Source organism: Streptomyces sp. TLI_185, from assembly GCF_003814765.1.
Lineage (GTDB): Bacteria > Actinomycetota > Actinomycetes > Streptomycetales > Streptomycetaceae > Streptomyces.
The window spans coordinates 7,091,910-7,117,548 of sequence record NZ_RKRB01000001.1 but is presented as its reverse complement, the minus strand read 5'-3'; the positions used below and the strand labels follow the sequence as shown (position 1 = coordinate 7,117,548).

The following is a 25,639-nucleotide window of genomic DNA, read 5'->3' as shown; positions in this document are numbered from 1 at the left end:
CCGGAACCTGGCCTACTCGGGCGGGTACTCGATGCTGGGGTACCAGTCGCCGCGGCCCCGTGGGGTGAGGTCCAGGAGGTGCCAGACCGGGGCCAGCAGGTCGATGCCCCGCTCCTTGATGTCGGTGGCCATGCGGGGGTGGGTGGAGTAGAAGTGGCGGACCGTGCCGTCGTCGTCGCGGGTGAACACCGAGACGGTGGAGTCCTGTTCACCGTCCTCGTCCTCGCTGCCGGTGTCGTACTTGAACGTGCTGTCGCCGCAGCTGAGCAGGCGCAGCCCGTGCCAGCCGCGGTTGCGGGCGTGCCGCCGGAGGGTGGGCGGGTCTGCGGCGGCTGCGATGACGAAATCGGCGTTGCGGGTGACGTGGTGGGCGATGCCGTTGAAGCCGTCGATCCACAGGGTGCACATCGGGCAGGGGTCGGTCTGCTTCTTGCCGTACATGAACTGGTAGACGATCAGCGGGCGTTCGGGGGCGGCGAACAGCTCGCTCAGCCTGGTCCCGCGCACCGGAGTGTCGCCGGCGTCGAGGTCGGCGGGGCCCTCGAGGAACGTGTAGTCGTCGACGGTCGGACCCGGCGGGAGCGCGCGGCGCTGAGCCGCGACCTTCTCCCGGTGGCGCATGAGCTCGATCTCGGCCAGGCGCAGCTGTTCGCGGGCGGCGAGGTACTCCGCGGTTTCCCCGGCCAGTCGTGTGTGCCGCAACATCGCGTCCTCCTGGGGTGGCGCCCCCCGTGCCGGTTCTTCCACTGTAGGGCCGTCGCCATCGATTCCTCATGCGTCCCGTTTCCGGAGGAGCGCTCCCCCGGCCGCCAGCAACATCGCCGCGTAGGCCGCCAGCACTCCCAGCCCCGGCCACGGCCCGATCGGCAGGCGGTCGAGGTTGCGGGTCGCCTGGATCGAGAGGGCCGCCGGCATGGGGGTCCAGCGCTGGAGGCGGTGTTGCCAGGTGGGTGAGTGGAGCAGGTCTGACAGCAGGGGGGCGATGTAGAGGAGGCCCAGGCCCAGGGTGATGCCTCCCGCCGTGTCCCTGAGGAGAGTGGTCAGGGCCAGGCCCAGCAGTGCTACGAGGGTGAGGATGAGTACCGAGCCCGTCGTCGCCCGCAGGGTGGGGCCCTCGACCGGGAGGATCAGGTTCGCCGTCCACAGGGACAGCAGGGCCGCCACCGCTCCGGTCGCCGCCGTCAGCAGTGACAGTGCCGCCGCCTTCGCCGCCAGCAGGCGCAGGCGCAGCGGCATCGCCGTGAGTGTCGTACGGATCGTGCCCGTGCCGTACTCCGCGCCCATCGACAGGGCGCCGAGGACCAGGCAGGTCGACTGGCCCAGCCAGATCCCCGTCAGGCTCAGCTTCACCGTGTCCTCGTGACAGGCTCCGGGGGTCCGGCAGACCTGGGTGGTGAGGGAGGAGGCCGCCGCCGCGCCGACGGCCACCGTGAGGACGACCGTCGCGGCCAGGAGCCACCAAGTGCTGGGCAGGGTACGGAGTTTCGTCCATTCCGCGTGCAGCCACCTCATGCGTCCCTCCGGCGCAGGCTCCAGGCAGCAAGAACGAGGGCGGCGGCCGTGTAGGCGGCCAGGACGCCGAGGCCGTTCCAGGGGGACAGCGGGTAACAGCCGGTCTCCGGAAGGCAGTTGTACTTCACCTGGGGGTAGTGCGTGACCCCCTGCTGGATCGCGAACGCCGCCGCAGGCGTCACCCGCAGCAGCCACTGCGCGGCCGGGAGCGGGAAGGCGAAGGACAGGATCTGCGGGAGGATCACGAGGACGACGACCGTCGCGATCGTGCCGGCGCTGTTGCGGAGGATCACGCCCACGGCCAGGGCCAGGACCGCCACCAGGGAGAGCAGGGCCGCGCTGCCGGCCACCGCCCGCAGTGCCGGGTTCTGGAAGAGGGAGACGTCGGGGAACTCCGGGGGCTTGAAGCCGTTGGTGCGCAGGGCGTGCTGGGCGAGGTCGAAGCCGACGGCGACGGCCACCAGGCCGGTGGTGAAGGTGACGGCGGTGATCACCGTCGTCTTCGCCGCCAGGACCTTCAGCCGGGCCGGGGTCGCCGTGAACGTCGTACGGATCAGGCCCCGTTTGTATTCGGCGGTCACGAAGAGGGTGCCGAGGGCGACCATGAACAGGACGGCGAAGAAGACGCCCTGGAAGCTCATCTGGACCGTGTCGGGGCCGCCCTGGGCGGGTGCTATGTCGCCGTGGCCGGTGAGGGTGTAGGTGCCGGACGCGGAGACGGCGGTGGTGCCGGGGGGCGGGGCGTTCTGGGCCAACGGGCCGTCGGGGGCGGCCGGGCCCATGTCCGTGCTGGTCCAGGACCCGGAGGCGGAGGTGCCCCGGAGGGCGGGGTGGTCGAAGGTGCCGGTGGCCTGGCCGCCGTCGTACGTCTCGCTCGTGCCGCCGAAGGCGCGCCGCACGTCCTCATGGGCGGGGGTGCCCACGAACAGGCCGGCCTGGACGGTGTGCGGGAGACCGGGCAGCCGGACGTCCCTGATCTTCGTCCAGGTGTGTCCGTCGGCCGACTCGTGGCCGGTGAGGTGGTCGCCGGTCCTGGTCAGGCGGAGCCAGCGGGGCGTGGTGGTGACGTTCGTGCTCGAACCCGCCGTGTCGTGGGTGTAGTTCCACTGCATACGGACGCCGTGGGCGGGGGTGGCCAGGATGGCCGCGTACGCGGAGCCGGGGGTGAGGTTCTCCTTCACCAGCAGCCCGGCCTTCGCCCACGGCTCGACGGTCTTGCCGTCGGCGCTCTTCAGGCCGGTGACGCGGACCGTGACGGTGCCGTCGCCGGTCAGCGGGCGGTGGGTGTAGTGGAAGACGTCGACGACCTCCCTGCCGTCGGGGCCGAGGGTGTCGTGGCCGCCGCCGCTGATGCTGGAGCCGTTCGCGCCGAGCAGGCAGACCAGGACGGTGACCACGGCGCCGATGCCCAGGACGAGCGTCCAGGCACGGACCGTACGGAACTTGGTCCACTCGGCGAGAAGCAGGCGGCCGAACCCGGCGTGGGCAGGATGGAGCCGGGAGCGGTAGGGGGTGCTGCGGGTCGGCGTCGTCGTCACCGGGTCACCTCGCCGCTGTCCGCGTCGGACGTGAACTCGACGGCGTCCCTGGTGAGTTCCATGTACGCCTCCTCCAGGGTCGCCCGGTGTGCGCCCACTTCGGTGAAGGGCACGTCGGCCGCGGTCAGCAGCTCCACGATCCGGCGGGCGGGCAGGCCGTTGACGGTGAGGGTGTCGCGGTCCAGGACGGCGACGGTGGCGCCCTCACGGGCGAGGAGTTCCATCGCCTCCGTACGGGCGTCGGTGCGCAGCCGGACGCGGTCGCCGGAGGCGGCGGCGAGGAGGTCGGCGACGGCCGTGTCGGCGATGAGGCGGCCCCTGCCGATGACCACCAGGTGGTCGGCGGTGTCCTCGAGTTCGCTCATCAGGTGGCTGGATACGAGGATGGCGCGGCCCTCGGCGGCGAGCTGGCGCAGCAGGCCGCGGATCCACTGGATGCCTTCGGGGTCGAGGCCGTTGACGGGCTCGTCGAGGAGCAGGACCGGGGGGTCGCCGAGGAGGGCGGCCGCTATTCCGAGGCGCTGGCGCATACCGAGGGAGTAGCCGCCGGCCCTGCGGCGCGCGGCGGTTTCCATGCCGACCTGTTCGAGGACCTCGTCCACGCGGTGGGTGGGCAGGCCGTGGGAGTGGGCCAGCCAGCGGAGGTGGTCGCGGCCGCGGCGGGCGGGGTGCAGGGCGGCGGCGTCCAGGAGGGCGCCGACTTCCAGCAGCGGGGTACGCAGGGCGTGGTAGGGGCGGCCGCCGACCAGTGCCTGACCCTCGTCGGGGGCGTCCAGGCCGAGGAGGGCCCGCATGGTGGTGGACTTGCCCGCGCCGTTGGGACCGACGAAGCCGGTGACCGTGCCGGACTCGACCCTGAACGAGAGGCCGTCGACCGCGAGGGTCCGGCCGAACCGCTTGCGCAGGCCGAGGACTTCGATGGTTGCGTCGCTCATGGAGAGGGAGGCTAGGGGCGGGGGGTGCGAGGTGTCGTCACACCGGGGAGGTCCCTCACGCGGGGGATGCGCCGGGGAGGCGGGCCGGGACAATGGCGGACGTGGGGGAAAAGGACGTACGGCAAGAGACGTCGGCCTGGACAGGGCGGCGCGGTGCCGTGGGGGCACAGGCTGCCGGCGCGGAGCCAGGGCCTGCTGTGGAGGGCCCGTCGGCTGATGTCGCTGTCGGGGCGTGCTCTCGGCGTGCCGGGTGCACGCCCTCGTACTGGAAGCACCTCGGCTTGTGCCGGGTGCGGCGAGTGGGGGCACAGCCGGCGCTGGGTCTGCCCGCCGTGCTGGCGGCGCTCTCGGTGGGCGAGGGCCTCGTCCGAAGCGGCGATCCGCACAGCAGCCTTGCCGTCGTGCTGCTGCTCGCGCTCGCCACGACCGCGCCCCTCGTCTTCGTCCTGGCGGCCGGGCGGGGCAGCCGGGTCGGGGCTGCGCTCGCCGTGAGCGCCGCCTGTGTGCTGGCGCTGGTGCCGTTCCAGGCGCTCACCGTGGGGGCCGCGGTCGCCCAGTTGATCTGTGTGTACGTCCTGGCGCGGGCGGGGTGGCCGCTGATGGGCGGGCTGCTCGTGGTCCCGTACGTCGTCGTCGCCGTGTTCGGTCACGAGGACGCCACCCGGATCGTGGCCGTTCTGCTCGCCACGCTCGGGTCCGCCGCGGCGGCGACCGGTGTCACGCATCATGTGCGCAGCACCGCCCTGGCGCACAGCGCGACCGAGCAGGCGTTCGCGGACACGCTGCTGGAGCATGCCGCCCGCGGTGAACGGGCCCGGATCGCACGGGAGTTGCACGACGTGGTCGCCCACCACATCTCGATGATCGCCGTGCAGGCGGAGAACGCGCGGCTGACCACACCCGGTCTGCCGCCCGAGGGCGCCACCCGGTTCCTGGCCATCGGGGACACCGCCCGCACTGCCCTCACGGAGATGCGCCGGCTGCTGGGAGTCCTGCGGGAGGACGCGCAGGACCCGACCCCGGGTGTGCAGCGCAGGCCGCAGCCGGGGCTCGGCCAGCTGCTGGAGCTGCTCGACGAGTCGCGGGACGCGGCCGGGTCGAAGACACGTCTGATCGTCAGCGGGCCGGTCGCCGCGCTCGACTCCGGCATCGAGGTCACCGCGTACCGGATCGTGCAGGAGGCACTGACCAATGCCCGTCGGCATGCGCCGGGTGCGGCCGTGGACGTGGAACTCCGGTACGGGGAGGACGACTTGACCGTCCGTGTCCGCGACAACGGGCCCGGCCCTGCGGCCTCCGGTCCGCCCGGTCACGGTCTCCTCGGCATGCGGGAGCGTGCGTCGGCCGTCGGCGGCACGCTGAGCACCGGTCCGGCGCCCGGCGGCGGCTTCCTGGTCGAGGCCCGGCTGCCGGTCCGGGCGGAGGCCCTCGCATGAGCACGAGCAGCACAGGCGCAGGCATCCGTGTCGTCGTCGCCGACGACCACGAGGTGGTCCGCGCCGGTTATGCCGGACTCCTCGCCACCCAGCCGGACTTCACGGTCGTCGGCACCGCCCGCGACGGCGCGGAGGCAGTGCGCGTGTGCCGGGAGCAGCTGCCCGACGTCGTCCTCATGGACGTACGCATGCCGGTCATGGACGGTATCCAGGCGACCGCGCGGCTGCAGGGGCCGGACGCGCCCCGGGTGCTCGTGCTCACCACCTTCGACCTCGACGAGCATGTGTACGACGCCCTGGCCGCCGGGGCCAGCGGGTTCCTGCTCAAGGACGTGACGGCGGAGCGGCTCTTCGAGGCGGTGCGGGTGGTCGCCGCCGGTGAGGCGCTGCTCGCGCCCGCGATCACCCGGCGGCTGATCGCCGAGTTCGCCCGGATCCGCCCCAAGGCCCCCACGCAGGCCACCCTTGCAGCCCTCACCCCGCGCGAGACCGACGTCCTGCGGCTGCTCGCGGAGGGACTGTCCAACCCGGAGCTCGCCGCGCGGCTGCATGTCGGCGAGGAGACCGTGAAGACGCATGTCAGCCGGATCCTGTCCAAGCTGGGCCTGCGCGACCGTACCCAGGCGGTCGTGATGGCGTACGAGAGCGGGCTGGTGGTGCCGCGGACGGGCTGACGCCGGTCAACTCACGCAGGACCGGGGGAGGATACGGTCACCGCCGGCAGATCTGCTGCACGGCACGGTCGATGCCGGCGAGTTGCGCCGCGGTGGGCACGACCGGTGCCCGGCCCTCGCGGCGGGCGTTGCGCACGGTCACGAACAGCAGGGGCGTTCCCTGCCGCGGCAGCGGCAACTGGCAGTAGACGTTCAGGCGGGTGTGCAGGATGCGGACCTGACCGGGCAGGAGCGCTGCGCCGGGTACGGGCAGGGTCTGCAGGAAGCTGTCGTAGCCCTGCCTCGTTCCCGTGAGGGTGATGGGAGAGGCGGAGGTGACGCGGAGGGTGATGCCGAGGTCCAGGGTGTAGCGCTGCGGTATCTCCACAGCGGTGATCCGGACGGTGGTGGCGGCGACCGGGTCGGGCGGCGGGCGCGTGGCGAGGAGGTATCCGAGAAGCACGCCCAGCAGGACCGCGCAGACCGACCCGACGACCGTCCCTCGGACCCGGCGCGACAACGCCCGCCACCGCTCACCGAGCAGCGGCCGATCGTCGCCGAAGCCCTCGACGACGTCCCGTTCGTCCCCATCGGGCGGGGTCACCATTCCCCAAGGGTAGGAGCGCGTGCGGCCGATGGACATCGGTCGGAGCAATCTGTGCCGCCGTCGCCCGCCTGCGCGGCACCGGCAGCAGCCACCACGCCGACGCCACCGAGAGCACCGCGCCGACGGCGATGCCCTCCAGCCGCGTCGGCAGCAGATGCTGGGCGTCCTGGCCGAAGTAGCCGAGGAGGAGGGAGAGGGCGCAGGTCATGCCCGCCGCCCAGTAGGCGTAGTTGAGCGGGCGCAGCCACAGCGCGACCGCCAGGACGGCGAACATCAGCGCCACCGCGGCGTGGCCGGTGACACCGGCCGTTGCCACGCCCGCCGCCAGCAGCGTGCCGACGCAGGCCCCGGCGAGGCGCTGGACTCCCTTGCGCAGCACGTCGTTCCGGCCGCGGTTGCCGCTCGCGGCGACGTACGCGGTGAGGACCACCCAGGGCCAGTGGTCGTCGAAGAGCAGGCGGCCGAGGGTGAAGGCGATGGCGATGCCGGCCGCCATCTGCAGGGCCATGCGGGTGCTCGGGCGGGGGTGGAGACGGGAGCGGCGCGGCGGCTGCTCGGGGACCGGCTCCGCGCGCCAGGGCCCGTACCGGTCCCCCAGCCCCTGCACCAGCCAGACCGAGCAGCACGCCAGCACCCCGACCAGCGCCGACCAGAACCAGGTCACGAGCCCGCTCTGCGCCTCCGGCGGCAGCGCGGGGCCCGGGACGACGAGGAGGGCGACGAGCGGGATCGTCAGCAGGGTGCCGGTCTTCGCGGCGGCCGGGCCGTAGCGGCGGATCCAGATGGCCAGCGAGATGCCCGCGGTGAAGACGGCGGCACCGATCGCGTAGTGGGCGGCGATCAGCCGGCCGAGGAAGATCGACGCACCGGCCGTCATGGGCAGCACCACGAGCGCGGTGAGCCGACGGCGGGTGTCCGCGGTGCGCTGGGTCGAGGCCAGGGTGAGCGTCAGGGCGACTGCGAGGACGAGCACGTCGGTGTGCAGCCCGGCGGCGCCCTCCAGCACGAGGGCAGCGGCCCAGCAGAGCAGCATGGCGGTCATCGTCAGAACCGCTTCGTACGCGTTGCGTATCAGTTTGACGGTCACTCGCGTGATGATACGGGCATTGTAGGTACCTAGATAGTAAGTAGTCGCGTATCATTGTGGTTCATGGAACTTCTCCCCGAAGCCGCCCGCATCCGTCGTGGCGTCGTCCGGCTCAACCGTCGGCTGCGGCAGGAGCGCGGCGACGGGAGTCTCAGTGCCAATCAGCTGTACGTGCTCGGCCATCTGCACCGGCACGGTTCGGCCACGCCCGGCGAGGTCGCGGCGGCCGAGCGGCAGCGGCCGCAGTCGTTGACCCGGGTCTTCGCGGAGCTGGAGGCGGAAGGACTGATCGCGCGGGAGCCGGGCACGGTCGACCGGCGGCAGTCCGTGCTGTCGCTGACGGAGGCGGGTCGGCGGGCGCTGGAGCGGGACATGGCCGAGCGGGACGCCTGGCTGTCCGGGGCGCTGACGTCGCTGAGCCCGACGGAGCGGGGCGTGCTGGAGCTGGCGGCGGCGCTGATGGAACGGCTGGCGGACGCCGAGGTGTGACGCCTCAGAACCCTCCGCCGAAGTCCCCGCCGCCCCCGAAGTCCCCTCCCCCGCCGTCGCCGAACCCACCCCCGAAGTCACCCGGGTCGAAGTCCGCACCCGAGGTGTCTCCGCCCTCGTATCCGCCGCCGAAGTCCCCGTATCCGCTGCCGTAGTTCGCCGCGTACGACGGGGTCGCCATCATGCTGCCCAGCATCGTGCCGACCAGGAGGCCGGGCAGCAGGCCGCCGCCGAAGTAGCCGCCCGCCCAGGGGCCGTAGGCCGGGCCCGCGTCCCAGTACGGGCGGCGGCCCTGGTCGGTGTCGACCTCGCGGACGACGGGGTCGCGGCCGTCGGCGAGGCGGGTGGCGTCGGCCGCGCAGACGGGGACCTCGCGCGGGGCGCCGCCCGGTGGCGTCCAGCCGGCGTCGGCGACGGACGGGCCGTGGCGCGGGTCGAAGAAGCAGGGCGGCCGGCGTTCGGGCAGGGGGCGGCCCTCGCGGCGGGCGGCGAGCAGCGCCAGCGAGAAGCGGCCGTCCTCCAGGGCCTCGGTGACGGCGCGCACGTCCTCGGGCTTACGGGCCTCGGCCATGGCCGACTTCGCCCGCTCGTAGGCGTCCAGCGCACGTTCGTAGTCGGCACGCATGGCGTCGTCGGCGCCCGCCTCCGCCGGGTGGAAGTCGAGGCGGTCCAGCTCCTCACCGAAGGCCGTGATGTCCTCGTCGACCACGACCCGCAGCCGGTCCAGCGCCGCCTGCTGCTCCGCGGCCCTGCGGCGCCGACCCCTGCGTACCAGCATGAAGGCGCCCGCGCCGCCCGCCACCAGCACCGCGCCCGCGGTGATCAGCGCGGTGTACGACACCCCGCCGCCACCGGAGGAGGAGCCCCAGCTCGACGGGGCGGAGCCGCCCATGTGGGTGAGGGCGCTGTTGGTGAAATCGGTCAGCTGGGTCTTGGCGTCCTTCTCTCCCTGCACGCTGGTGACGAGGTTCTGTACGGCGGTGCGAGGCAGGACGGAGGAATCGGCCCTCGCGTCGAAGCGGTCGCCGAGGCGGATCGCGTACAGGCCCGTGATGCCGGTGGCGGTGCGGAGGTTCCGGAAGAGGTCCGTCGTGGGGTAGTCGGCCGGGAGGACCGCGACGAAGAGCGGCTTGTCGGCGTCCTTGATCCGTTCGGCGAGGGCGTGCGCGTCGGCGGACGACAGCTGGGCCCTCGCCGCCGGGTCGACATAGACCGGGCTCTTGCGCAGGGCCTCGGCGATCGTCGAGACGCTCGTGGCCGCGGAGGCCGGCGGGGAGCCCGCCGACAGTACGGTCAGGGCGGCGAGCAGCAGGGCCAGGAGCAGCCCCGGGAGGCTTCGGGTCCGTACGACGGCCTTCATGCTTCGAAGCTACCCGAAGCCGCCCAAAACTGGTCATCCGTGCTTGTCATGCTTGCAGGTGCTGTCCTCCTCAGGCGGCCCGGTAGGCCGTGATCAACTTCTCCACGGCCGCCCCGTACCGCCCGGTGAGCGAGAGGTGGTCGGCGTCGGCGAAGGGCTTGGCGACCGCCTCCGCGATGGCCGTGCCCGCTTTCTGCTGGACGATCATCCGGGCCCTGGTGACGAGCGCGCGGCCGGCCTCGTCCGCGCCCGCCTTCTCGGCGACGGCGGCGGCCACCGCGAGCGCCTTCAGGGTCACGCCACCGCCCTCCGGCACCTTGGTCAGGGTCGTCAGGCCCCAGCCGTACGGGAACTGCGGGTCGTACGCCGTGTCGCCGACGTTGATCGGCAGCTGCGCCTCGGACTTGGGCCAGGTGACCGGAAGTTGACCGGTGAAGGGGCGTTTGCCGTACAGCACGTCGGCCACCCCGTCGCCCTCCGTGCCCGGCAGCCAGGAGGCGACCAGGCCGTCGATCTCGCCGAGCCGGTCGCCGATCAGCTGGGGGCGCCCGGAGACGATCAGCACCGCGCACCTCATGGCCGCGCACACCTTGTCCACGGCGGCCCTGTCGGCGGCGGACAGTTGCAGATCGTGTCCGTTGCCGACGTCGCCGACACCTTCGGCGTACGGGGTCTCGCCGACGACGACCACACCGACGTCGTAGCCGGCCGTGGGCGCGGAGGCGTCCTTGGAGTAGGTGACGTCTCCGTCCTTGCGCATCCCCGCCAGGATCGTCGTGCCCTGGGTGTGGGTGCCGGACGCCCCCTGCCAGGTGACGGTCCAGCCCCCGGTCTGGTTGCCGAGGTCGTCGGCGTCGGACCCGGCGACGTAGACCTTCTGGTTCTTCTTCAGGGGCAGCACGCCGTTCGCGTTCTTCAGCAGGACCTGCGACTCGGCGGCCGCCTGCCTTGCGACGGCCCGGTGGGCGGCGGAACCGATCGCCGAGGCCCCGCTCGTGTCGGCGTAAGGCTTCTCGAAGAGCCCCAGCCGGAACTTCTGCGTGAGGATGCGCGAGACGGCGTCGTCGACCCGTCGCTCGCTGACGCGACCGGCCTGCACCTCGGCGATGAGCTGCGCGGTGAAGTCCTTGTACGAGTACGGCACCATCATCATGTCGACGCCCGCGTCGACGGACGTGCGGACGTGGGAGGAATAGTCGCCGGGGAGCTGGTCGATGGCGTTCCAGTCGCTGATCACGAAGCCGTCGAAGCCCATACGGCCCTTGAGCACACCGTTGATCATGTCGGCGCGGGCGTGCATCTTCACCGGGCCCCGGCCGTCGCCGAGGATGTCGAGGGAGGAGTACGAGGGCATGACCGTACCGATGCCCCGGTCGACGGCGGTCCGGTACGGCGCCAGGTGGACGGCCTCCAGCTGCTGCCGGGTGACCTTGGTGACGCCCTGGTCGATGGTGTACGTGCCGGTGGTGGACGAGCCGTACTCGGTACCGCCGTCGCCGACGAAGTGCTTGGCGGTGGCGAGGACCTTGTCGTTCCTCTTCAAGTCCCGCCCGTCAGCGCGGCCTTGGAGCCCCTGAATGATCGTCTCCATGGACTCGACGAGAGCCGGGTCCTCGCCGAAGGACTCGTAGGAGCGGCCCCAGCGTTCGTCGCGGGAGACGCAGAGGCAGGGGGCGAAGTCCCAGGGGACGCCGGTGGCGCGAACCTCGGACGCGGTCACCGCGCCTGTTCTCTGGGCGAGTTGGGGGTCCCGGGTGGCGCCGATGCCGATGTTGTGCGGCATGATCGTGGCGCCGACCAGGTTGTTGTGGCCGTGCACCGCGTCGACGCCGTAGATCAGCGGGATCTGGAACCGCGTTGCCTGCGCCCGCAGCTGGAAGCCGTCGATCATCTTCGCCCAGGCCTCGGGGGTGTTGGGCGTGGGCGTGGAACCGCCGCCGGACAGGAGTGAGCCGAGGTCGTAGGCGGCGACGTCCGAGCCGTTCCCCACGGCTCCGCGCTCGGCCTGGGTCATCTGGCCGGCCTTCTCCGCCAAGGACATACGGGAGACGAGGTCGGCAACGCGCTTCCCGACCGGCAACTTGGTGTCCAGATACGGCAGTCCGTGGGCGTCGATCACCACCTGCGGGGTCTCGGCCGGGGGCTTGGCGCCGGTGACCGTGAGCCTCAGCGGGATCATCTCGGCGGACTCGGCGGACCGGTCGCGCAGGGTCGGCACATGGATGGTCCGCGTCGCGCCGGAGGCCGTACCGGCGGGGAAGGTGAGGGTTCCGGTGACCGGTGTGTAGTCCTTGCCGGGGTCGGCGGTGCCGGCCGTGGTCTCGTACGTGACGGTCACCGGGTCGTCGACGGGGGCGGAGCCGGTGGTGCCGAGGGTGACCTCGACGGTGGCCGTACCGCCCTCCTTCACCGGGTACACGGCGGCGTCCGTGGTGACGGAGGCGCGCAGGGACTGGTCGGCCCTGCCGTACAACTCCACGTCGTCCATGGCGAATCGGCCCTTGACGCCGACCGGGAGGGTGACGGCATAGCCCCACATCTGGGTGAGCCCGAGGACGTGGTCGATGCCGCCGACCGGCTGGTAGTCGGTCCGGTAGACGAAGTCGGTGAAGGGGATCTCGACCTGTTTCCAGCCGGTGAAGTCGTCGGTGAAGGAGGTCGTCCAGAGCTCGGAGGCCTCGCCGTTCGCGCCGCCGTCCTTGATCTCGAAGGCGATCTTCTCGTTGTTGTCCTGGCCGTCCCACCAGAAGCGGATGCCCTTGTGGGCGGACCAGTCGTGGGCGGGTTCGTTCGCGGCGAAGTCGTGGGTGAAGCCGCCGTAGCCGCTGATGTCGTAGGCGCCGGTGAGTACCTTTTCGCCCTCGGGGGCGTCGGGTCTTGCCGTCAGCTGCAGCGCGGGCGGGTCGTCGTTGTCGCCGCCCCAGGTGAAGATGCCCTCCGCGGGCTGGGAGGCGAAGGGAACCTCGCCCTCGAAGCGGTCGACGGGTGCCGGGGCCGGATCGCCGGCCGCGTGGGCCGACGACAGCGGCAGCGCGGCGGCGAGGAGGGCCGCGGAGACGAGCAGAGCGGTTCTTCGCGAGACGAGCAGAGCCGTTCTTGGCATGGACCATCCCTCGACTCTCGTGGTTCACTCATGACTTAGATCACGACGTGAGTTAACTAACGACCCACAGGACCGTCAAGACGTCACGTCAGACATTTCAGGAAGGGCGAGGCAACATGAGGAGAACCCCCCGCACGGTCCGGCTGCTGCTGGCCGGACTCCTCTCCACGGCCGGCATCACCGCGGCCACGACCCCCGCACACGCCGCCGGTGAGCAGGTCACGGCCTGGCTCACCACCACCGACGACTCCGCCGGACGCCATGTGACGCGCGGCCTCCAGCCGCAGACACCGTTCGCCTTCCAGTCCGGCACCGGGGGCGGCGGCGAGAACATCACCGTCGACGAGAACACCCGGTACCAGACCTTCACCGGCGGCGGTGCCTCCTTCACGGACACCGCGGCCTGGCTGATGAACTCCAGCGGAGCCCTCTCGCAGGCCACGCGGGACGCGACCATGCGGAAGCTGTTCTCGCCGACGGACGGGATCGGGCTGTCATTCCTGCGCAATCCGATGGGCGCCTCCGACCTGGCGCGATACGGCTACACGTACGACGACGTGCCGGCCGGTCAGACCGACCCGAACCTGAACAGCTTCTCCATCGCGCACGACCTCGCGGACGTCGTGCCGCTGACGAAGCAGGCCCTCCAGCTGAACCCCTCTCTGACTGTCATGACCTCGCCATGGACGGCTCCGGCCTGGATGAAGGACAGCGGCTCGCTCAACGGCGGCTGGCTGAAGGCGGAGGACTACGGGGCGTACGCCTCCTACTTCGTGAAGTACCTCCAGGCGTACAGGGACCAGGGCGTCAACGTCTCGTACGTGACCCCGCAGAACGAGCCCACCTGCTGCTCCGGCTACCCGTCGATGAGCTGGAACGCGAGCGGGCTCGCCTACTTCCTGAAGAACGAGCTGCTGCCGAGGCTCCAGTCGGCCGGTCTGCCGACGAAGGTGCTGGCGCACGACTGGAACTGGGACGTGTACGACTCCTACGCGGCCGCGAGCGTCGACGACTCCGCGATCCGCGACCACCCCAACTTCGGCGGGATCGCCTGGCACGGTTACGGCGGTGACGTCGGCAAACAGACCTCGGTGCACAACCAGTACCCCTCGCTGGACGCCTTCGGCACCGAGCACTCGGGCGGCACCTGGATCGCCGACCAGCAGCGCGAGGACATGCTCAACATCGTGGACTACACGCGGAACTGGGCGAAGTCCGTGACCAAGTGGTCGCTGGCGGTGGACCAGAACATGGGCCCGCACAACGGCGGGTGCGGGACCTGTACCGGACTGATCACCGTGCACAACGGGGACGGGGCGAGCGGGAGCGTCGACTACACGGTCGAGTACTACACGATGGGTCACCTGACGAAGTTCGTCCGCCCGGGCGCCCAGCGGATCGCCTCGACGGCGTCCACGGCCGTGCCGAACGTGGCCTGGCGCAATCCGGACGGTTCGAAGGCGCTGATCGCCTACAACGACGCGTCGGCGGCCAGGACGGTGACCATCGACTGGGGCTCACAGCACGCGACTTACTCGCTGCCGGGCAGGACGTCGGTGACGTTCACGTGGTCCGGGAACCAGGCCGGGGGCGACAGCCGGGCCGGGGCATTCGTCGGCCTCGCGGGCAAGTGCCTTGATGTGGCGGGCGGTTCGAGTGCGAACGGTACGGCGGTGCAGCTCTACGACTGCAACGGGTCGGCCGCGCAGCAGTGGACGGTCCAAGCGGACGGTTCGGTCCGGGCGCTCGGCAAGTGCCTTGATGTGACCTCGGGTTCGACTGCCGATGGGGCGAAGGTGCAGTTGTACGACTGCAATGGGAGTGGGGCTCAGCGGTGGGCGTACAACGCCTCGACGGGGGATGTCGTGAATGTCGCGGCGAACAAGTGCCTCGATGTCACGGACAACTCGTCGGCGAACGGGGCGCGGGTGCAGATCTGGTCGTGTACGGGGGCCGCCAATCAGAAGTGGCACTTGCAGTAGGAGCGGCTGGGGGATTTCGCCCCCGCCGCCCCTACCCGTCCCGTACCGGGGGCCAGCCCCCGGACCCCCGCTCCTCAAACTCCCCCACTGCCTTAAAGCCGTGGGGGGACCCCCAAGGGGCTGGATTCGCGTTCGACTACTCCGCCGGCTCCACACCCGCCCGCAGCAGGCCGTACGTGTACGCGTCCTCCAGGGCCTGCCACGACGCCGCGATGACGTTCTCCGCCACGCCCACCGTGGACCATTCGCCGCCGCCGTCGGAGGTGGAGATCAGGACGCGGGTGGTGGACTGTGTGCCGTGGACGCCCTCCAGGATGCGGACCTTGTAGTCGACGAGGTCGAGCTTGGCGAGCTGGGGGTAGATCTTCTCCAGGGCCACGCGCAGGGCGCGGTCCAGGGCGTTGACCGGGCCGTTGCCCTCCGCGGTGGCGACGATGCGCTCGCCCTTGGCGTAGAGCTTGACCGTGGCCTCGTTGGCGTGGATGCCGTCGGGGCGGTCCTCGACGATGGCACGCCACGACTCGACCTCGAAGTAGCGCAGGGGCTTGCCCTGGACCTCGGCGCGCAGGAGCAGTTCGAAGCTCGCGTCCGCCGCCTCGTAGGTGTAGCCCTTGAGCTCGCGCTCCTTGACCCGCTCGACGACCCGGCCGACCAGTTCGCGGTCGCCGCCCAGGTCGACGCCGAGCTCCTTGCCCTTGAGCTCGATGGAGGCGCGGCCCGCCATGTCGGACACGAGCATCCGCATGGTGTTGCCGACCAGCTCCGGGTCGATGTGCTGGTAGAGGTCGGGGTCGACCTTGATGGCGGAGGCGTGCAGGCCGGCCTTGTGGGCGAAGGCCGAGACGCCCACGTAGGGCTGGTGGGTGGAGGGCGTGAGGTTCACGACCTCGGCGATGGCGTGCGAGATCCGGGTCATCTCGCGCAGCGCACCCTCGGGCAGGACCTTCTTGCCGTACTTGAGCTCCAGGGCCGCGACGACCGGGAAGAGGTTGGCGTTGCCGACGCGCTCGCCGTAGCCGTTCGCCGTGCACTGGACATGGGTCGCGCCCGCGTCCACGGCGGCGAGGGTGTTGGCGACCGCGCAGCCGGTGTCGTCCTGGGCGTGGATGCCGAGCCGGGCGCCGGTGTCGGCGAGGACGGTCGAGACGACGGCCTGGACCTGGGCGGGGAGCATGCCGCCGTTGGTGTCGCAGAGGATCACCACGGACGCCCCGGCCTCGGCGGCGGCCCGTACGACGGCCTTGGCGTACTCCGGGTTGGCGCGGTAGCCGTCGAAGAAGTGCTCGCAGTCGACGAACACCCGGCGGCCCTGCTCACGGAGGTACGAGACCGTGTCGCGGACCATCTCCAGGTTCTCGTCCAGCGTCGTCCGCAGCGCCAGCTCCACATGGCGGTCGTGGGACTTCGCGACCAGGGTGATGACCTCGGCGCCCGAGTCCAGGAGCGCCTTGACCTGCGGGTCCTCGCTCGCCTTGGCACCGGCCCGGCGGGTGGCGCCGAAGGCGACGAGCTCAGCGTGCTTGAAGTCGATCTCCTGCCGGGCGCGGGCGAAGAACTCGGTGTCGCGTGGATTGGCGCCGGGCCAGCCGCCCTCGATGAAGCCCACGCCGAAGTCGTCCAGGTGCCGTGCGATGGCCAGCTTGTCCGCCACGGTGAGGTTGATGCCCTCACGCTGCGCGCCGTCGCGCAGCGTCGTGTCGAAGACGTGGAACGAATCGTCGAGCTCGCTGGTTGCGGTCATGGTGTCAAGGCTCCTGCTGTTGGATCCCGCTGGATCTCGGTCAGTACCGGAATGACCGGCTCCACCGTCCCCAATGATCCCTCGCGCTTTGCTCCCGGCTGAAGGTGGGCCAGAAAAGCGAAAAACCCCTCGCGGGTGCGAGAGGTCTGCGCGCGGGTCGAGGACGACGGTGTCCACCCGTACCTGGTCGTACGTGGCGGTCACTGCGGACCGGCGCGCCTGCTGCCAATAATCATGGCGAACGAGAGCACGGAGGAAGTCTGGCACAACCCGCCCCCGCGCTCACCCTCCGTCTCAGAATGCGAGCACTGTGCTGATCACCGCAGGTGGCGTACGAAGACGTCGGCGACCGAGTTGGTATCGCCGGGGACCAGGTTCGTCGCCGCCGAGGAGAAGGCGGCCCGGCCGGTGGTGCTCAGGGAGACCGCGTCGGAGGGGCCGTCGGCCTGGCCTCCGTCCGCGGTCAGGCTCACGCGCTCCACGGCGCCGGTCCTCAGGTCCTTGAGGAAGATGTCGGCGACGCCGTTGGTGTCGCCGGGGACGAGGTTGTCGGCGGCCGACGTGAACGCCGCGTAGCGGCCGTTCGCGCTCAGGCTCACGCTGTCGCTGGGGCCGTCGGCCTGGGTGCCGTCGGCGGCGGTGCTGACGCGGACGGTGGTCCGGGCAGCCCGGTCGTACACGAAGACGTCGGCAGCCTTGTTGGTGTCGTCGGGCACCAGCGAGTACAGGCCGGACTCGAAGGCCACCAGCCGCCCGCTCCCGCTGATCGACGACGCGTCCGCGTAGTTCTTGTAGGCGTAGCCGGTCGGCCGGCTGATCAGCTCCGTGGTCTGGGTGCGCAGGTCACGCAGGTAGACGAGCCTCGTCTTGGAGACGTCCGCGTGGTCGGGGTCGAGCAGGGCCGGCGTGTCGAAGGTGACGTAGCGGCCGTCCGCGCTGAGGGAGGGGAACAGGGCGTCGGCGTCGGCCAGGACACCGGCGGTCGTGTACTGGACGAGCTGGTTCTTCCCCGTCCTGCGGTCGTGGACGATCACGTCGGCCCGCTCGTTGGTGTCGCCCGGGGCGGCGTCGGGGGCCGAGGTGACGTAGGCGACGGTCCGGCCGTCCGCGCTGATCGCGGGCATCGAGTTGGGCATCCAGCTGGTCGGACGGCCGGTGCTGATGCGTTCGGTGCGGTGGGTGCGACGGTCGAGGAGGTAGACGTCGTCGACACCGTTGTCGTCGTCCTTCACGAGCGCGGCCGCCGTGGCGAAGACGACGTAGCGGCCGTCCCCGCTGAGCGCGGGGTCGCTCGCCGGACCGTCGGCGACCCGCTGGGTACGGCCGGTGCGCACGTCCTTGACGAAGACGTCGGCCGTGCCGTTCCGGTCGCCCGGGACCAGGTCGTCGGCGGCCGAGACGAACGCGACGTACCGTCCGTCGGCGCTGATCGCCGGCGCGGAGGAGGCACCGTCGGCCTGGTGTCCGTCGGTGGCGGTGCTCACCCGGGAGGTCCGGGGTGAGGAGGCGGCCGAGGCCGGGAAAGTGGTCACGGCGAGCGAGGCGACCAGGGCGGCGGTGCCCAGGACCGTGCTGCGTCGTACGAAGTGCATGGAAGTCCCCCTGAGTTCCTTGCGGTCGGGTTCAGCGCATACGGCGGACGAAGCCGTCGTAGAAGCCGTTGGTGTCGCCCGCGACGAGCTGGCTGGAGTGGCTGCCGAGGCCGATGCGGCGGGCGCCCGCGCTCACTGCGTAGACGGCAACGGCCTCGTCCGTGACGGGGCCGCCGGTGACGGACTCGCTGACCAGGCGGGTGGAGCCGGTGCGCAGGTCGCGGAGGTAGACGTTGTCGGGCCCGAGGTGCCCGTCCGCCAACCTCGGCTGTGCCTCGTAGGTCACGTACCGGCCGTCGGGGCTGAGCACGGGCCCGCTGATCCCGTCCTCGCCCGCGGGGCCGGCCTTGACTCGCCGGGTGACGTCTCCCCGCAGGTCGCGCACGTAGACGGTGGACCCGGTGCCGGGGTTCTCGCCCGGGACCAGTTCCTCGTCGCCCCAGTAGTCGAAGGCGATGGTGCGGCCGTCCGCGGAGAGCGAGGCGGGCAGCGCGTACCGCTGGGCCGGGGTGCCGTCCGGCTTGACGTTGACCTGTTCCTCGGTGCCGGTGCGGCGGTCGTGCACCCAGGTGCGGCCGTAGGAGCTGCGCGGCACCAGCTGGGTGTACGCCACATAGCGGCCGTTGTCGCTGAGTCCCTGCAGCAGGGAAGGGTTGTCCGGGCGGTCCCGGTTGCTGATCCGCTCCACTGTGCCGGTGCGGCGGTCGAGGAGGTACACGATCCCGAAGAGGTCGCGGGGGTTCGTCTCCATCCGGTCGGCCTTGGCGTTGAAGGCGATGTAGCGGGCGTTCGGCGACATGGCGGCGGCGGCCGTGAAGGCGGAGCCCCCGTCGAGGGCGACGCTGATCCGCTCCGTGCGGCCGGTGCGCCGGTCGTGCAGGTAGATGTCCTGTGCTGCCTCGTTCGTGGGCGGGTTGTCCCACTGGACCAGGTTCCTGGCGTTGGAGCTGAACAGCACGTACCGGCCGTCGGCGCTGATGGCCCGCGCCTGCGACTCGCCGCCGACCGCCTGGGCGCCGTCCGAGGCGACATCGACCCGCTCGACCGTCCCCTTGCGCAGGTCGCGCACGAAGACATCCGAGCTGCGGTTGGTGTCGCCAGGCACCAGATTGGACGCGTACGCCGTGAAGAGAGCGAACCGGCCGTCCGCGCTGAACTGCGGCCCGTACGCGTTCTCGTCGGCCTGCTCCCCCGTCGCCGTCAGCGTGACCCGCTCGGTCCGCGGCCCGGGCGCCGCCGCGGACGACGGCGTCGCCGTCAACGCGACCATGGCTCCCGCGACCACCGCGACGGACATCCCACGCATGGCTCTGAGCACGATTCCCCCTGTGTTCCCCGTGTGACGCTTGTCCCCCGGCCCTGCGCCAAGGGCTCCTTTCGAGGCAAACGCACCACGCAGGACGGCGTCAATCCGCCGAATTGAGTACAACCGGGGCAGGGGCTCAGGCGTCCGCGAGCAGGCTCTCGTCCAGGAACTCCCGTACATGGCCGAGAACTTGCGCCCGGTCCGTCCCGCGCAGCCCGATCGCCACATGGATGGAGAAGCCGTCCAGCAGGGCCCGCAGCCGGGTCGCGAAGCGGTCGGGGTCGACCCGGCGGAACTCCCCCCGCGACACCCCCTCCGCGAGCAGTGCCACCAGGTCGCGGTGCCAGACGCCCTCGATTGCGGCCTGCCGGTCGCGGGCGTCCTCGTCGGCGTTCTGCGAGCGGTTCCAGACCTCCAGCCAGAGGGTCCAGTGCGGGTCGCGGTGACCGTCGGGGACATACAGGTCGACGTAGGCGTCGAGCCGCTCGCGGGCCGTGCGGTCGCGCGCCAGCAGCCGTCCGCGCTCGGCGCCCAGCCGGCCCTCGCTCCACTCCAGGGCCTGCAGCAGCAGCTCGTCCTTGGAGCGGAAGTAGTAGAGGAGATGCCCGCTGCTCATGCCGACCTCGCGGCCGAGGGCGGCCATGGTGAGCTTCTCCAGACCGCGCTCGGCGATCATGTCCATGGCTGCGGCGAGGAGTTGTTCGCGAGGCGGGGCGGGAGTGCGGCGCCGGGCGGTCACGTGGCCGCCTCCACGCGCACGGCATCCGGGACGAGCCGCGTCTCGTAGCCGCTGCAGCAGTCTGCGGCCACGATGGCGACCTCGGCCCCGCACCCGCAGACGTGGTTGACCCCGTCGTCCCCGGTCGGACCGCAGCAGCCGATGAGGCGCCGGTGGTCGGAGTGGGGGGTGATGCCCACGACGTCGTCCGGGTGCAGCACGTATGTGCCGCGCGGCCCGGCGGAGACCAGCGCGCCCCGCTCGTCGAACTTCCACTTGCCGCCGGGCACGACCCCGTCGTACTCCTCGCCGGGATCGACCGGCTCGAACGGCGCCCCGAAGGGCAGCGGGTCGACGACGTATGCCCCGCGGGGGACGCTCGGCGGGCCGTGCCGCCTGCCGTCCGGACCCGGGAGCCCGTCCCAGCCCGGGTACTCGGGCATCTCGTCCAGTTGCCGGACGGGCTCGGTCAGCCGGCCTCCGCAGGCGGCGCAGATCAGCACGTTCACCCGTATGTTCTACCTGACGCTGCTGCCCGCCGCGGTCCGTCAGCGCACCTTCGGCTGCTGCTGCGTGATGCAGTGGATGCCGCCGCCGCCCGCGAAGATCGTCCGGGCGTCCACGAGGGTCACCGTCCGCTCCGGGAAGAGCCGGCGGAAGATCCCGGCGGCGTTCTCGTCGCGCGGGTCGTCGAAGCCGCAGAGCACGACACCGCCGTTGCAGAGGTAGTGGTTGATGTAGGAGTAGTCGGCCCAGTGGCCGTCGGCCTCCAGCACGGTGGGCGCCGGGACCTCGACGACCTCCAGGCTGCGGCCCCGCGCGTCCGTCTGCGCCTTCAGGAGCCCGATGACCTCCTTCGTCACCTCGTGGTCCGGGTGCGCCGGATCTGGCTGCGAGTGGGCGACCACGACTCCCGGGCGCGCGAACGCGGCGACGATGTCGACATGGCCGAGGGTGCCGAAGCCGTGCGGAGGGTAGTCGCCGGTGAGGCCGCGGGGCAGCCAGATCGCCTTGCGGGTGCCGAGGTGGGCGTGGATCTCCGCCTCGACCTGTTCCTTCGTCCAGCCCGGGTTGCGCTCGGGGCCGAGTTGCACGGTCTCCGTGAGCAGGACCGTCCCCTCTCCGTCGACGTGGATCGCACCGCCCTCGTTGACGAGCTTCGAGGCGTACGTCTTCGCGCCCGCGAGGTCCGAGACATACGCGGCGACCTTCGCGTCGTGCTCCCAGCGGGCCCAGCCCTGGGCGCCCCAGCCGTTGAACGTCCAGTCGACGGCGGCGAGTTCACGCCCGTTCGTGAGGAACGTGGGGCCGATGTCACGCATCCACGCGTCGTCCAGCTCGCGCTCGACGGTGTCGACACCCGGCCCGAGGAGCGCCCGTGCGTCCGCCGACCGGCCGGGGCCGCACACCACCGTCACCGGCTCGAAGCGGCGGATCGTGCGGGCGACCGCGGCCCAGGCGGCACGCGAGGCGGCGAGGTCGTCCGGGTCGTCGAAGGTCGTGTTGGGGCCGGGCCACGCCATCCAGGTGCGCTCGTGCGGGGTCCATTCGGCGGGCATCCGGAAGCCGTCGGCGGCAGCAGACATGGAAGGTCCTTGTCAGAGGAAGTAGAGGCGGTTGAGGGAGACGGAGTCGGCCGGCTGCGAGCGGACCGGCTCTCCGTCGAGGGTGACCAGACCGGTCCGCTGGTCGACATCCACCGCTCCGGTACGGGAGTTGAGCCGCAGGTCGGCCGGTCCGATGCCGCGGGTGCCGCGCACGGCGACCCTTCTGCGCCGGGTCGGCATGGTGTCGTTGCCCTGGTCGAGGGCCGCCTGGGCGACGAAGGCGACGGAGATCTCGGCGGGCGTCGCGCCGTGCGCCCCGAACTGCGGCCCGAGGACCAGCGGTTCGCAGGTGTCCGTCGCCGCATTGGGGTCGCCGACCACGCCGTACGCCGGGAAGCCCGACTTGAGGACGAGCTGCGGCTTCGCTCCGAAGTACTCCGGCCGCCACAGCACGATGTCGGCGAGCTTGCCGACCTCGATCGACCCGACCTCGTGCGAGAGCCCGTGCGCGATGGCCGGGTTGATGGTCAGCTTGGCCATGTAGCGCAGGACGCGCTCGTTGTCGTGCTCGTCCGGGGCGCCGAACTCGGCCTTCATCTTCCCGGCCATGGCGAAGGTACGGCGGACGGTCTCGCCGGCCCGCCCCATGCCCTGCGCGTCGGACGAGGTGATGCCGATCGCGCCCAGGTCGTGCAGCACGTCCTCGGCGCCCATGGTGCCGGCCCGGATACGGTCGCGGGCCATGGCGGCGTCGCCCGGCAGGTCCGTCTTCAGGTCGTGGACGGAGACGATCATGCCGTAGTGCTCGGCGACGGCGTCCCGCCCGAAGGGCAGGGTGGGATTGGTGGAGGAGCCGATGACGTTCGGGACACCCGCCATCTTCAGGACGTTGGGGACGTGCCCGCCGCCGCACCCCTCGATGTGGAAGGCGTGGATGGTCCGCCCCTCCAGCACCCGCAGGGTGTCCTCCACCGACAGGCACTCGTTCAACCCGTCGCTGTGCAGGGCGACTTGGACGTCGTGCTCCTCGGCGACGCGCAATGCCGTGTCCAGGGCACGCGTGTGGGCGCCCATGTCCTCGTGCACCTTGAAGCCGCTCGCGCCACCCTCGGCCAACGCCTCCACCAGAGGCGCGGAGTGCGAGGACGAACCGCGCCCCAGGAAGCCGATGTTGACCGGCCAGGCGTCGAAGGCGTTGAAGGCGTGCCGCAGCGCCCACGGCGAGTTGACGCCGACCCCCCACACGGGCCCGAACTCCTGCCCGATGATCGTGGTCACGCCGGACGCCAGCGAAGCCTCCATGATCCGCGGCGAGAGCAGATGGACGTGCGTGTCGACGGCACCGGCGGTGGCGATGAGCCCCTCGCCGGACACGATCGAGGTCCCCGTACCGACGACGACGTCGACCCCGTCGAGGGTGTCGGGGTTCCCGGCGCGCCCGATCGAGCAGATCCGCCCCTCCCGGATGCCGATCGACACCTTCCGGATCCCCTGCACGGCATCGATCACCACCACATTGCTGATGACGACGTCACAGGTCTCCCGGACGGCCGCCGCCTTGAGGTGCAGCCCGTCGCGGGCGGTCTTGCCGAAGCCGGCGAGGAACTCGTCGCCGTACTGCTGGGAGTCGGACTCGACGCGGACGGTCAGCCCGGAGTCACCGAGCCGGACCCGGTCGCCGGCGCGGGGCCCGTGGGTGGCGGCATAGGCACGAGGATCGATGCTCGCGTTGAAATCGTTGCTCATCGGTCTGCTCCCAGATATCCGCAGGCGGCGGCCCTGCGCAGGGCCTCTTCCTTCGCCCCCGGCGCGTCCAGCGCCCCGTCGACGAGCCCCGCGAACCCGATCGCGACCCGCTCGCCCCCGATCGGCACCAAGCCGACCTCGACGCTCTCCCCCGGCCCGAACCGCACCGACGACCCGGCGGGCACGGCGAGCCGCATCCCGTAGGCCTGTTCTCGTACGAAGTCGAGGCGCGGGTTGGCCTCGAAGAAGTGGAAGTGGGAGGTGACGGAGACGGGCACGGTGGCGGTGTTGGTCACCGTCAGCCGCACGGCCGCCTCGGGCTCGGCATGCTCCGGCCCGGGCAGCAACGCGCCGGGCGCCTGCTCCCCCAGCCCGCCCCCGCCGATCGGATCGCTCACCACCGCGAGCCGCGAGCCGTCGTCGAAGACGGCCTCGACATGCACCTCGGTGACGACGTCCGCGACGCCGGGCAGCACATCGTCCGGGCCGAGGACGGACCGGGCGCGCCCGATGGCCTCGGCGAGCCGGGCGCCGTCGCGGGCGGCCTCGCAGACGGTGTCCGCTATCAGCGCGGTGGCCTCGGGCACGTTGAGCCGAAGACCCCGGGCCCGTCGCGCCCGGGCCAGCTCGGCGGCCCCGAAGAGCAGCAGCCGGTCGCGTTCGGTCGGTGTCAGCCGCATGTCCATCCCTCCATTTAGAGCAACACTCTAAACAGGGAATCGCTTAGGAGGAAGGCCTTGACGACCAGAGCGTCAGGAGTCACATTGAGTGCCGCTCTAACGAACCGAAAGGGGCCGCCATGCCGATCTCGATAGAACAGCGCGGAGTCGACACCATCCCCGACGAGGAACGCACCAGCGGGCCCAGCGATCTCGTCTCGATCCTCCTGGGCTCCAACCTCTGTCTGGGCGTGATCATCTTCGGCTGGCTGCCACCGTCGTTCGGCCTGGACTGGTGGTCGTCGCTGAGCTCGATCGTGGTCGGCACGCTGGCGGGCACGGCCCTGACGGCGCCCCTGGCCCTGATCTCCCTGCGCACCGCGACGAACCTCTCCACCTCCTCCGGCGCCCAGTTCGGCGTGCGCGGCCGGCTGGTCGGCTCGGTGGTCGGTCTGCTCCTCGCCCTCGGCTACACGGCGCTGACCGTCTGGATCGGCGGGGACGTGATGGTGAGCGTGCTGCGGCGGCTGTTCGGTCTGCCGGTGGACGGAGTGGCGTACGCCCTGGTCTACGCGCTCCTCGCCGCGGCCACGGTCGCCGGCGCGGTGTACGGGTACCGGGTGCTGCTGGCCATGTCCCGGGTCCTGGCGATCGGCATGACGGCCCTGCTGGCGCTGGGCGTCATCGCCTACGCCCCGCACTTCACCACCTCGGCGATCCCGGAGACCGGCGGCTATCTGCTGGGCGGCTACTGGCCGACCTGGTTCCTCGCGACGGTGGCCGCGGGCCTGTCCGGCCCGATCGCCTTCATCACCCTCCTCGGCGACTACACCCGCTACATCTCCCCGGCCCGCCACTCCTCCCGCCGGGTTCTGCACGCGACCTGGCTCGGCCTGATCCTGGGCCTGCTGGTCCCCCAGCTCTTCGGCACCTTCACGGCGTACGCGGCCCGCGCGGCGACGGACTACGCGGGCCCGCTGGTGACGGCGTCCCCCGCCTGGTACCTGATCCCCCTCCTGCTCTCCGCCACCGCGGGCTCGGTCGGCAACGCCGGTCTGATGCTGTACTCCATGGGCCTCGACCTGGACGCGATCCTGCCGCGCGCGTCCCGGGCCCGAGCCACGTACACGGTCGCCGCGGTCGCGACGGCCTGCGTCTTCGTCGGCCACTACTACTCGAGCGCGCAGGACGCCATGACGTCCTTCGTCCTCCTGCTCACCGCGATCGGTACGCCGTGGGCAGTGATCACTCTGATCGGCTTCGTCCGCTGCCGGGGGGTGTACGACGCGGACGCACTGCAGGTGTTCAACAGGCGGTCGCGAGGCGGGATCTACTGGTACCGGGGTGGCTGGAACGTGGCGGCGACGGTGTCCTGGGCGGTGGGGGCGGCGGTCGGACTGCTGGCGGTGTCGCTGCCTTCGTACGAGGGGCCGCTGCTGTCGCTGACGGGCGGGGTGGACTGCAGTTTCGTGGCGTCGGGGCTGGTGGGCGGCGTGGCGTACGCGCTGCTGCAGTGCCGGTCTCGTACCGGGCAGGCCTCAGCAATCTCAGCCCGTCCGGCGTTTGAGGACGAGGCCGTTCAGGCCGAAGCAGGGGGCCTGGGGGGCGCAGCCCCCCAATAGGGCCAC

General features: G+C 71.5%; 21 protein-coding genes. 5 read left to right on the top strand and 16 right to left on the bottom strand.

Annotated elements, in window-relative coordinates; genetic code table 11:
- Positions 1 to 12: 12 nt before the first annotated feature.
- The 4 genes from EDD92_RS32965 to EDD92_RS32950 form a co-directional block, all read right to left on the bottom strand.
- Complete coding sequence (locus EDD92_RS32965; RefSeq protein WP_185124204.1) at positions 13 to 705, bottom strand: DUF899 family protein; 693 nt, start codon at positions 703 to 705, stop codon at positions 13 to 15.
- A gap of 66 nt (positions 706 to 771) precedes the next feature.
- The gene (locus tag EDD92_RS32960; RefSeq protein ID WP_123967691.1) at positions 772 to 1,512 is read right to left on the bottom strand and encodes an ABC transporter permease; all 741 of its coding nucleotides are present in this window, start codon (positions 1,510 to 1,512) and stop codon (positions 772 to 774) included.
- Positions 1,509 to 3,050 carry an ABC transporter permease subunit gene (locus tag EDD92_RS50070; protein ID WP_185124203.1) on the bottom strand — a complete coding sequence of 514 codons (1,542 nt, stop codon included), beginning with the start codon at positions 3,048 to 3,050 and terminating at the stop codon, positions 1,509 to 1,511. Before EDD92_RS50070 ends, EDD92_RS32960 begins: the two co-directional genes overlap by 4 nt.
- The gene (locus EDD92_RS32950; RefSeq protein WP_123967690.1) at positions 3,047 to 3,985 is read right to left on the bottom strand and encodes an ABC transporter ATP-binding protein; all 939 of its coding nucleotides are present in this window, start codon (positions 3,983 to 3,985) and stop codon (positions 3,047 to 3,049) included. Before EDD92_RS32950 ends, EDD92_RS50070 begins: the two co-directional genes overlap by 4 nt.
- Positions 3,986 to 4,284: 299 nt before the next feature.
- Between EDD92_RS32950 and EDD92_RS32945 the strand changes: the two genes are divergently transcribed.
- The gene (locus EDD92_RS32945; RefSeq protein WP_185124202.1) at positions 4,285 to 5,421 is read left to right on the top strand and encodes a sensor histidine kinase; all 1,137 of its coding nucleotides are present in this window, start codon (positions 4,285 to 4,287) and stop codon (positions 5,419 to 5,421) included.
- On the top strand, positions 5,418 to 6,095 hold the full coding sequence (locus tag EDD92_RS32940; RefSeq protein ID WP_123967688.1) for a response regulator transcription factor: 678 nt from the start codon (positions 5,418 to 5,420) through the stop codon (positions 6,093 to 6,095). Before EDD92_RS32945 ends, EDD92_RS32940 begins: the two co-directional genes overlap by 4 nt.
- 37 nt (positions 6,096 to 6,132) lie before the next feature.
- On the opposite strand, the gene EDD92_RS32935 is transcribed toward EDD92_RS32940, so the two are convergent.
- Complete coding sequence (locus tag EDD92_RS32935; RefSeq protein ID WP_123967687.1) at positions 6,133 to 6,681, bottom strand: hypothetical protein; 549 nt, start codon at positions 6,679 to 6,681, stop codon at positions 6,133 to 6,135.
- Positions 6,608 to 7,768 (bottom strand): FUSC family protein, encoded by a 1,161-nt coding sequence (locus EDD92_RS32930; RefSeq protein WP_123967686.1) that lies wholly within the window; start codon positions 7,766 to 7,768, stop codon positions 6,608 to 6,610. The genes EDD92_RS32935 and EDD92_RS32930 overlap by 74 nt, the downstream gene beginning before the upstream one ends.
- Before the next feature lie 63 nt (positions 7,769 to 7,831).
- On the opposite strand from EDD92_RS32930, the gene EDD92_RS32925 reads away from it, so the two are divergent.
- Positions 7,832 to 8,257: a MarR family winged helix-turn-helix transcriptional regulator gene (locus EDD92_RS32925; RefSeq protein WP_123967685.1), complete on the top strand. Its 426-nt coding sequence runs from the start codon at positions 7,832 to 7,834 to the stop codon at positions 8,255 to 8,257.
- Positions 8,258 to 8,261: 4 nt separating this feature from the next.
- On the opposite strand, the gene EDD92_RS32920 is transcribed toward EDD92_RS32925, so the two are convergent.
- Together EDD92_RS32920 and EDD92_RS32915 are read right to left on the bottom strand one after the other, a co-directional pair.
- The gene (locus tag EDD92_RS32920) at positions 8,262 to 9,617 is read right to left on the bottom strand and encodes a hypothetical protein (protein WP_123967684.1); all 1,356 of its coding nucleotides are present in this window, start codon (positions 9,615 to 9,617) and stop codon (positions 8,262 to 8,264) included.
- A 70-nt stretch (positions 9,618 to 9,687) separates the two neighbouring features.
- Positions 9,688 to 12,720 carry a glycoside hydrolase family 3 N-terminal domain-containing protein gene (locus tag EDD92_RS32915; protein ID WP_123967683.1) on the bottom strand — a complete coding sequence of 1,011 codons (3,033 nt, stop codon included), beginning with the start codon at positions 12,718 to 12,720 and terminating at the stop codon, positions 9,688 to 9,690.
- A 116-nt stretch (positions 12,721 to 12,836) separates the two neighbouring features.
- Between EDD92_RS32915 and EDD92_RS32910 the strand changes: the two genes are divergently transcribed.
- Positions 12,837 to 14,702, top strand: coding sequence for a lectin (locus EDD92_RS32910; protein WP_123967682.1), 1,866 nt, complete (start codon positions 12,837 to 12,839; stop codon positions 14,700 to 14,702).
- Positions 14,703 to 14,838: 136 nt separating this feature from the next.
- Here EDD92_RS32910 and cimA read toward each other — a convergent pair whose 3' ends face one another.
- From cimA to ureA, 8 genes are all read right to left on the bottom strand, one after another.
- Complete coding sequence (gene cimA, locus EDD92_RS32905) at positions 14,839 to 16,443, bottom strand: citramalate synthase (protein WP_123967681.1); 1,605 nt, start codon at positions 16,441 to 16,443, stop codon at positions 14,839 to 14,841.
- Positions 16,444 to 16,760: 317 nt separating this feature from the next.
- A complete protein-coding gene (locus EDD92_RS32900; protein WP_123967680.1) occupies positions 16,761 to 18,035 on the bottom strand; it encodes a PD40 domain-containing protein in 1,275 nt (424 codons plus the stop codon).
- 31 nt (positions 18,036 to 18,066) lie between these two features.
- Positions 18,067 to 19,341: a hypothetical protein gene (locus EDD92_RS32895; RefSeq protein WP_123967679.1), complete on the bottom strand. Its 1,275-nt coding sequence runs from the start codon at positions 19,339 to 19,341 to the stop codon at positions 18,067 to 18,069.
- Positions 19,342 to 19,477: 136 nt separating this feature from the next.
- The gene (locus EDD92_RS32890; RefSeq protein WP_123967678.1) at positions 19,478 to 20,080 is read right to left on the bottom strand and encodes a TetR/AcrR family transcriptional regulator; all 603 of its coding nucleotides are present in this window, start codon (positions 20,078 to 20,080) and stop codon (positions 19,478 to 19,480) included.
- A complete protein-coding gene (locus EDD92_RS32885; RefSeq protein ID WP_123967677.1) occupies positions 20,077 to 20,568 on the bottom strand; it encodes a hypothetical protein in 492 nt (163 codons plus the stop codon). Before EDD92_RS32885 ends, EDD92_RS32890 begins: the two co-directional genes overlap by 4 nt.
- A 39-nt stretch (positions 20,569 to 20,607) precedes the next feature.
- Positions 20,608 to 21,645, bottom strand: a complete 1,038-nt coding sequence (locus EDD92_RS32880) for an agmatine/peptidylarginine deiminase (protein WP_123967676.1) — start codon at positions 21,643 to 21,645, stop codon at positions 20,608 to 20,610.
- A 12-nt stretch (positions 21,646 to 21,657) separates the two neighbouring features.
- A complete protein-coding gene (locus tag EDD92_RS32875; RefSeq protein ID WP_123967675.1) occupies positions 21,658 to 23,352 on the bottom strand; it encodes an urease subunit alpha in 1,695 nt (564 codons plus the stop codon).
- A complete protein-coding gene (gene ureA / locus EDD92_RS32870) occupies positions 23,349 to 24,032 on the bottom strand; it encodes an urease subunit gamma (RefSeq protein ID WP_123967674.1) in 684 nt (227 codons plus the stop codon). The genes EDD92_RS32875 and ureA overlap by 4 nt, the downstream gene beginning before the upstream one ends.
- Before the next feature lie 125 nt (positions 24,033 to 24,157).
- Between ureA and EDD92_RS32865 the strand changes: the two genes are divergently transcribed.
- Positions 24,158 to 25,633, top strand: a complete 1,476-nt coding sequence (locus EDD92_RS32865; RefSeq protein WP_123970658.1) for a cytosine permease — start codon at positions 24,158 to 24,160, stop codon at positions 25,631 to 25,633.
- Positions 25,634 to 25,639: the final 6 nt, after the last annotated feature.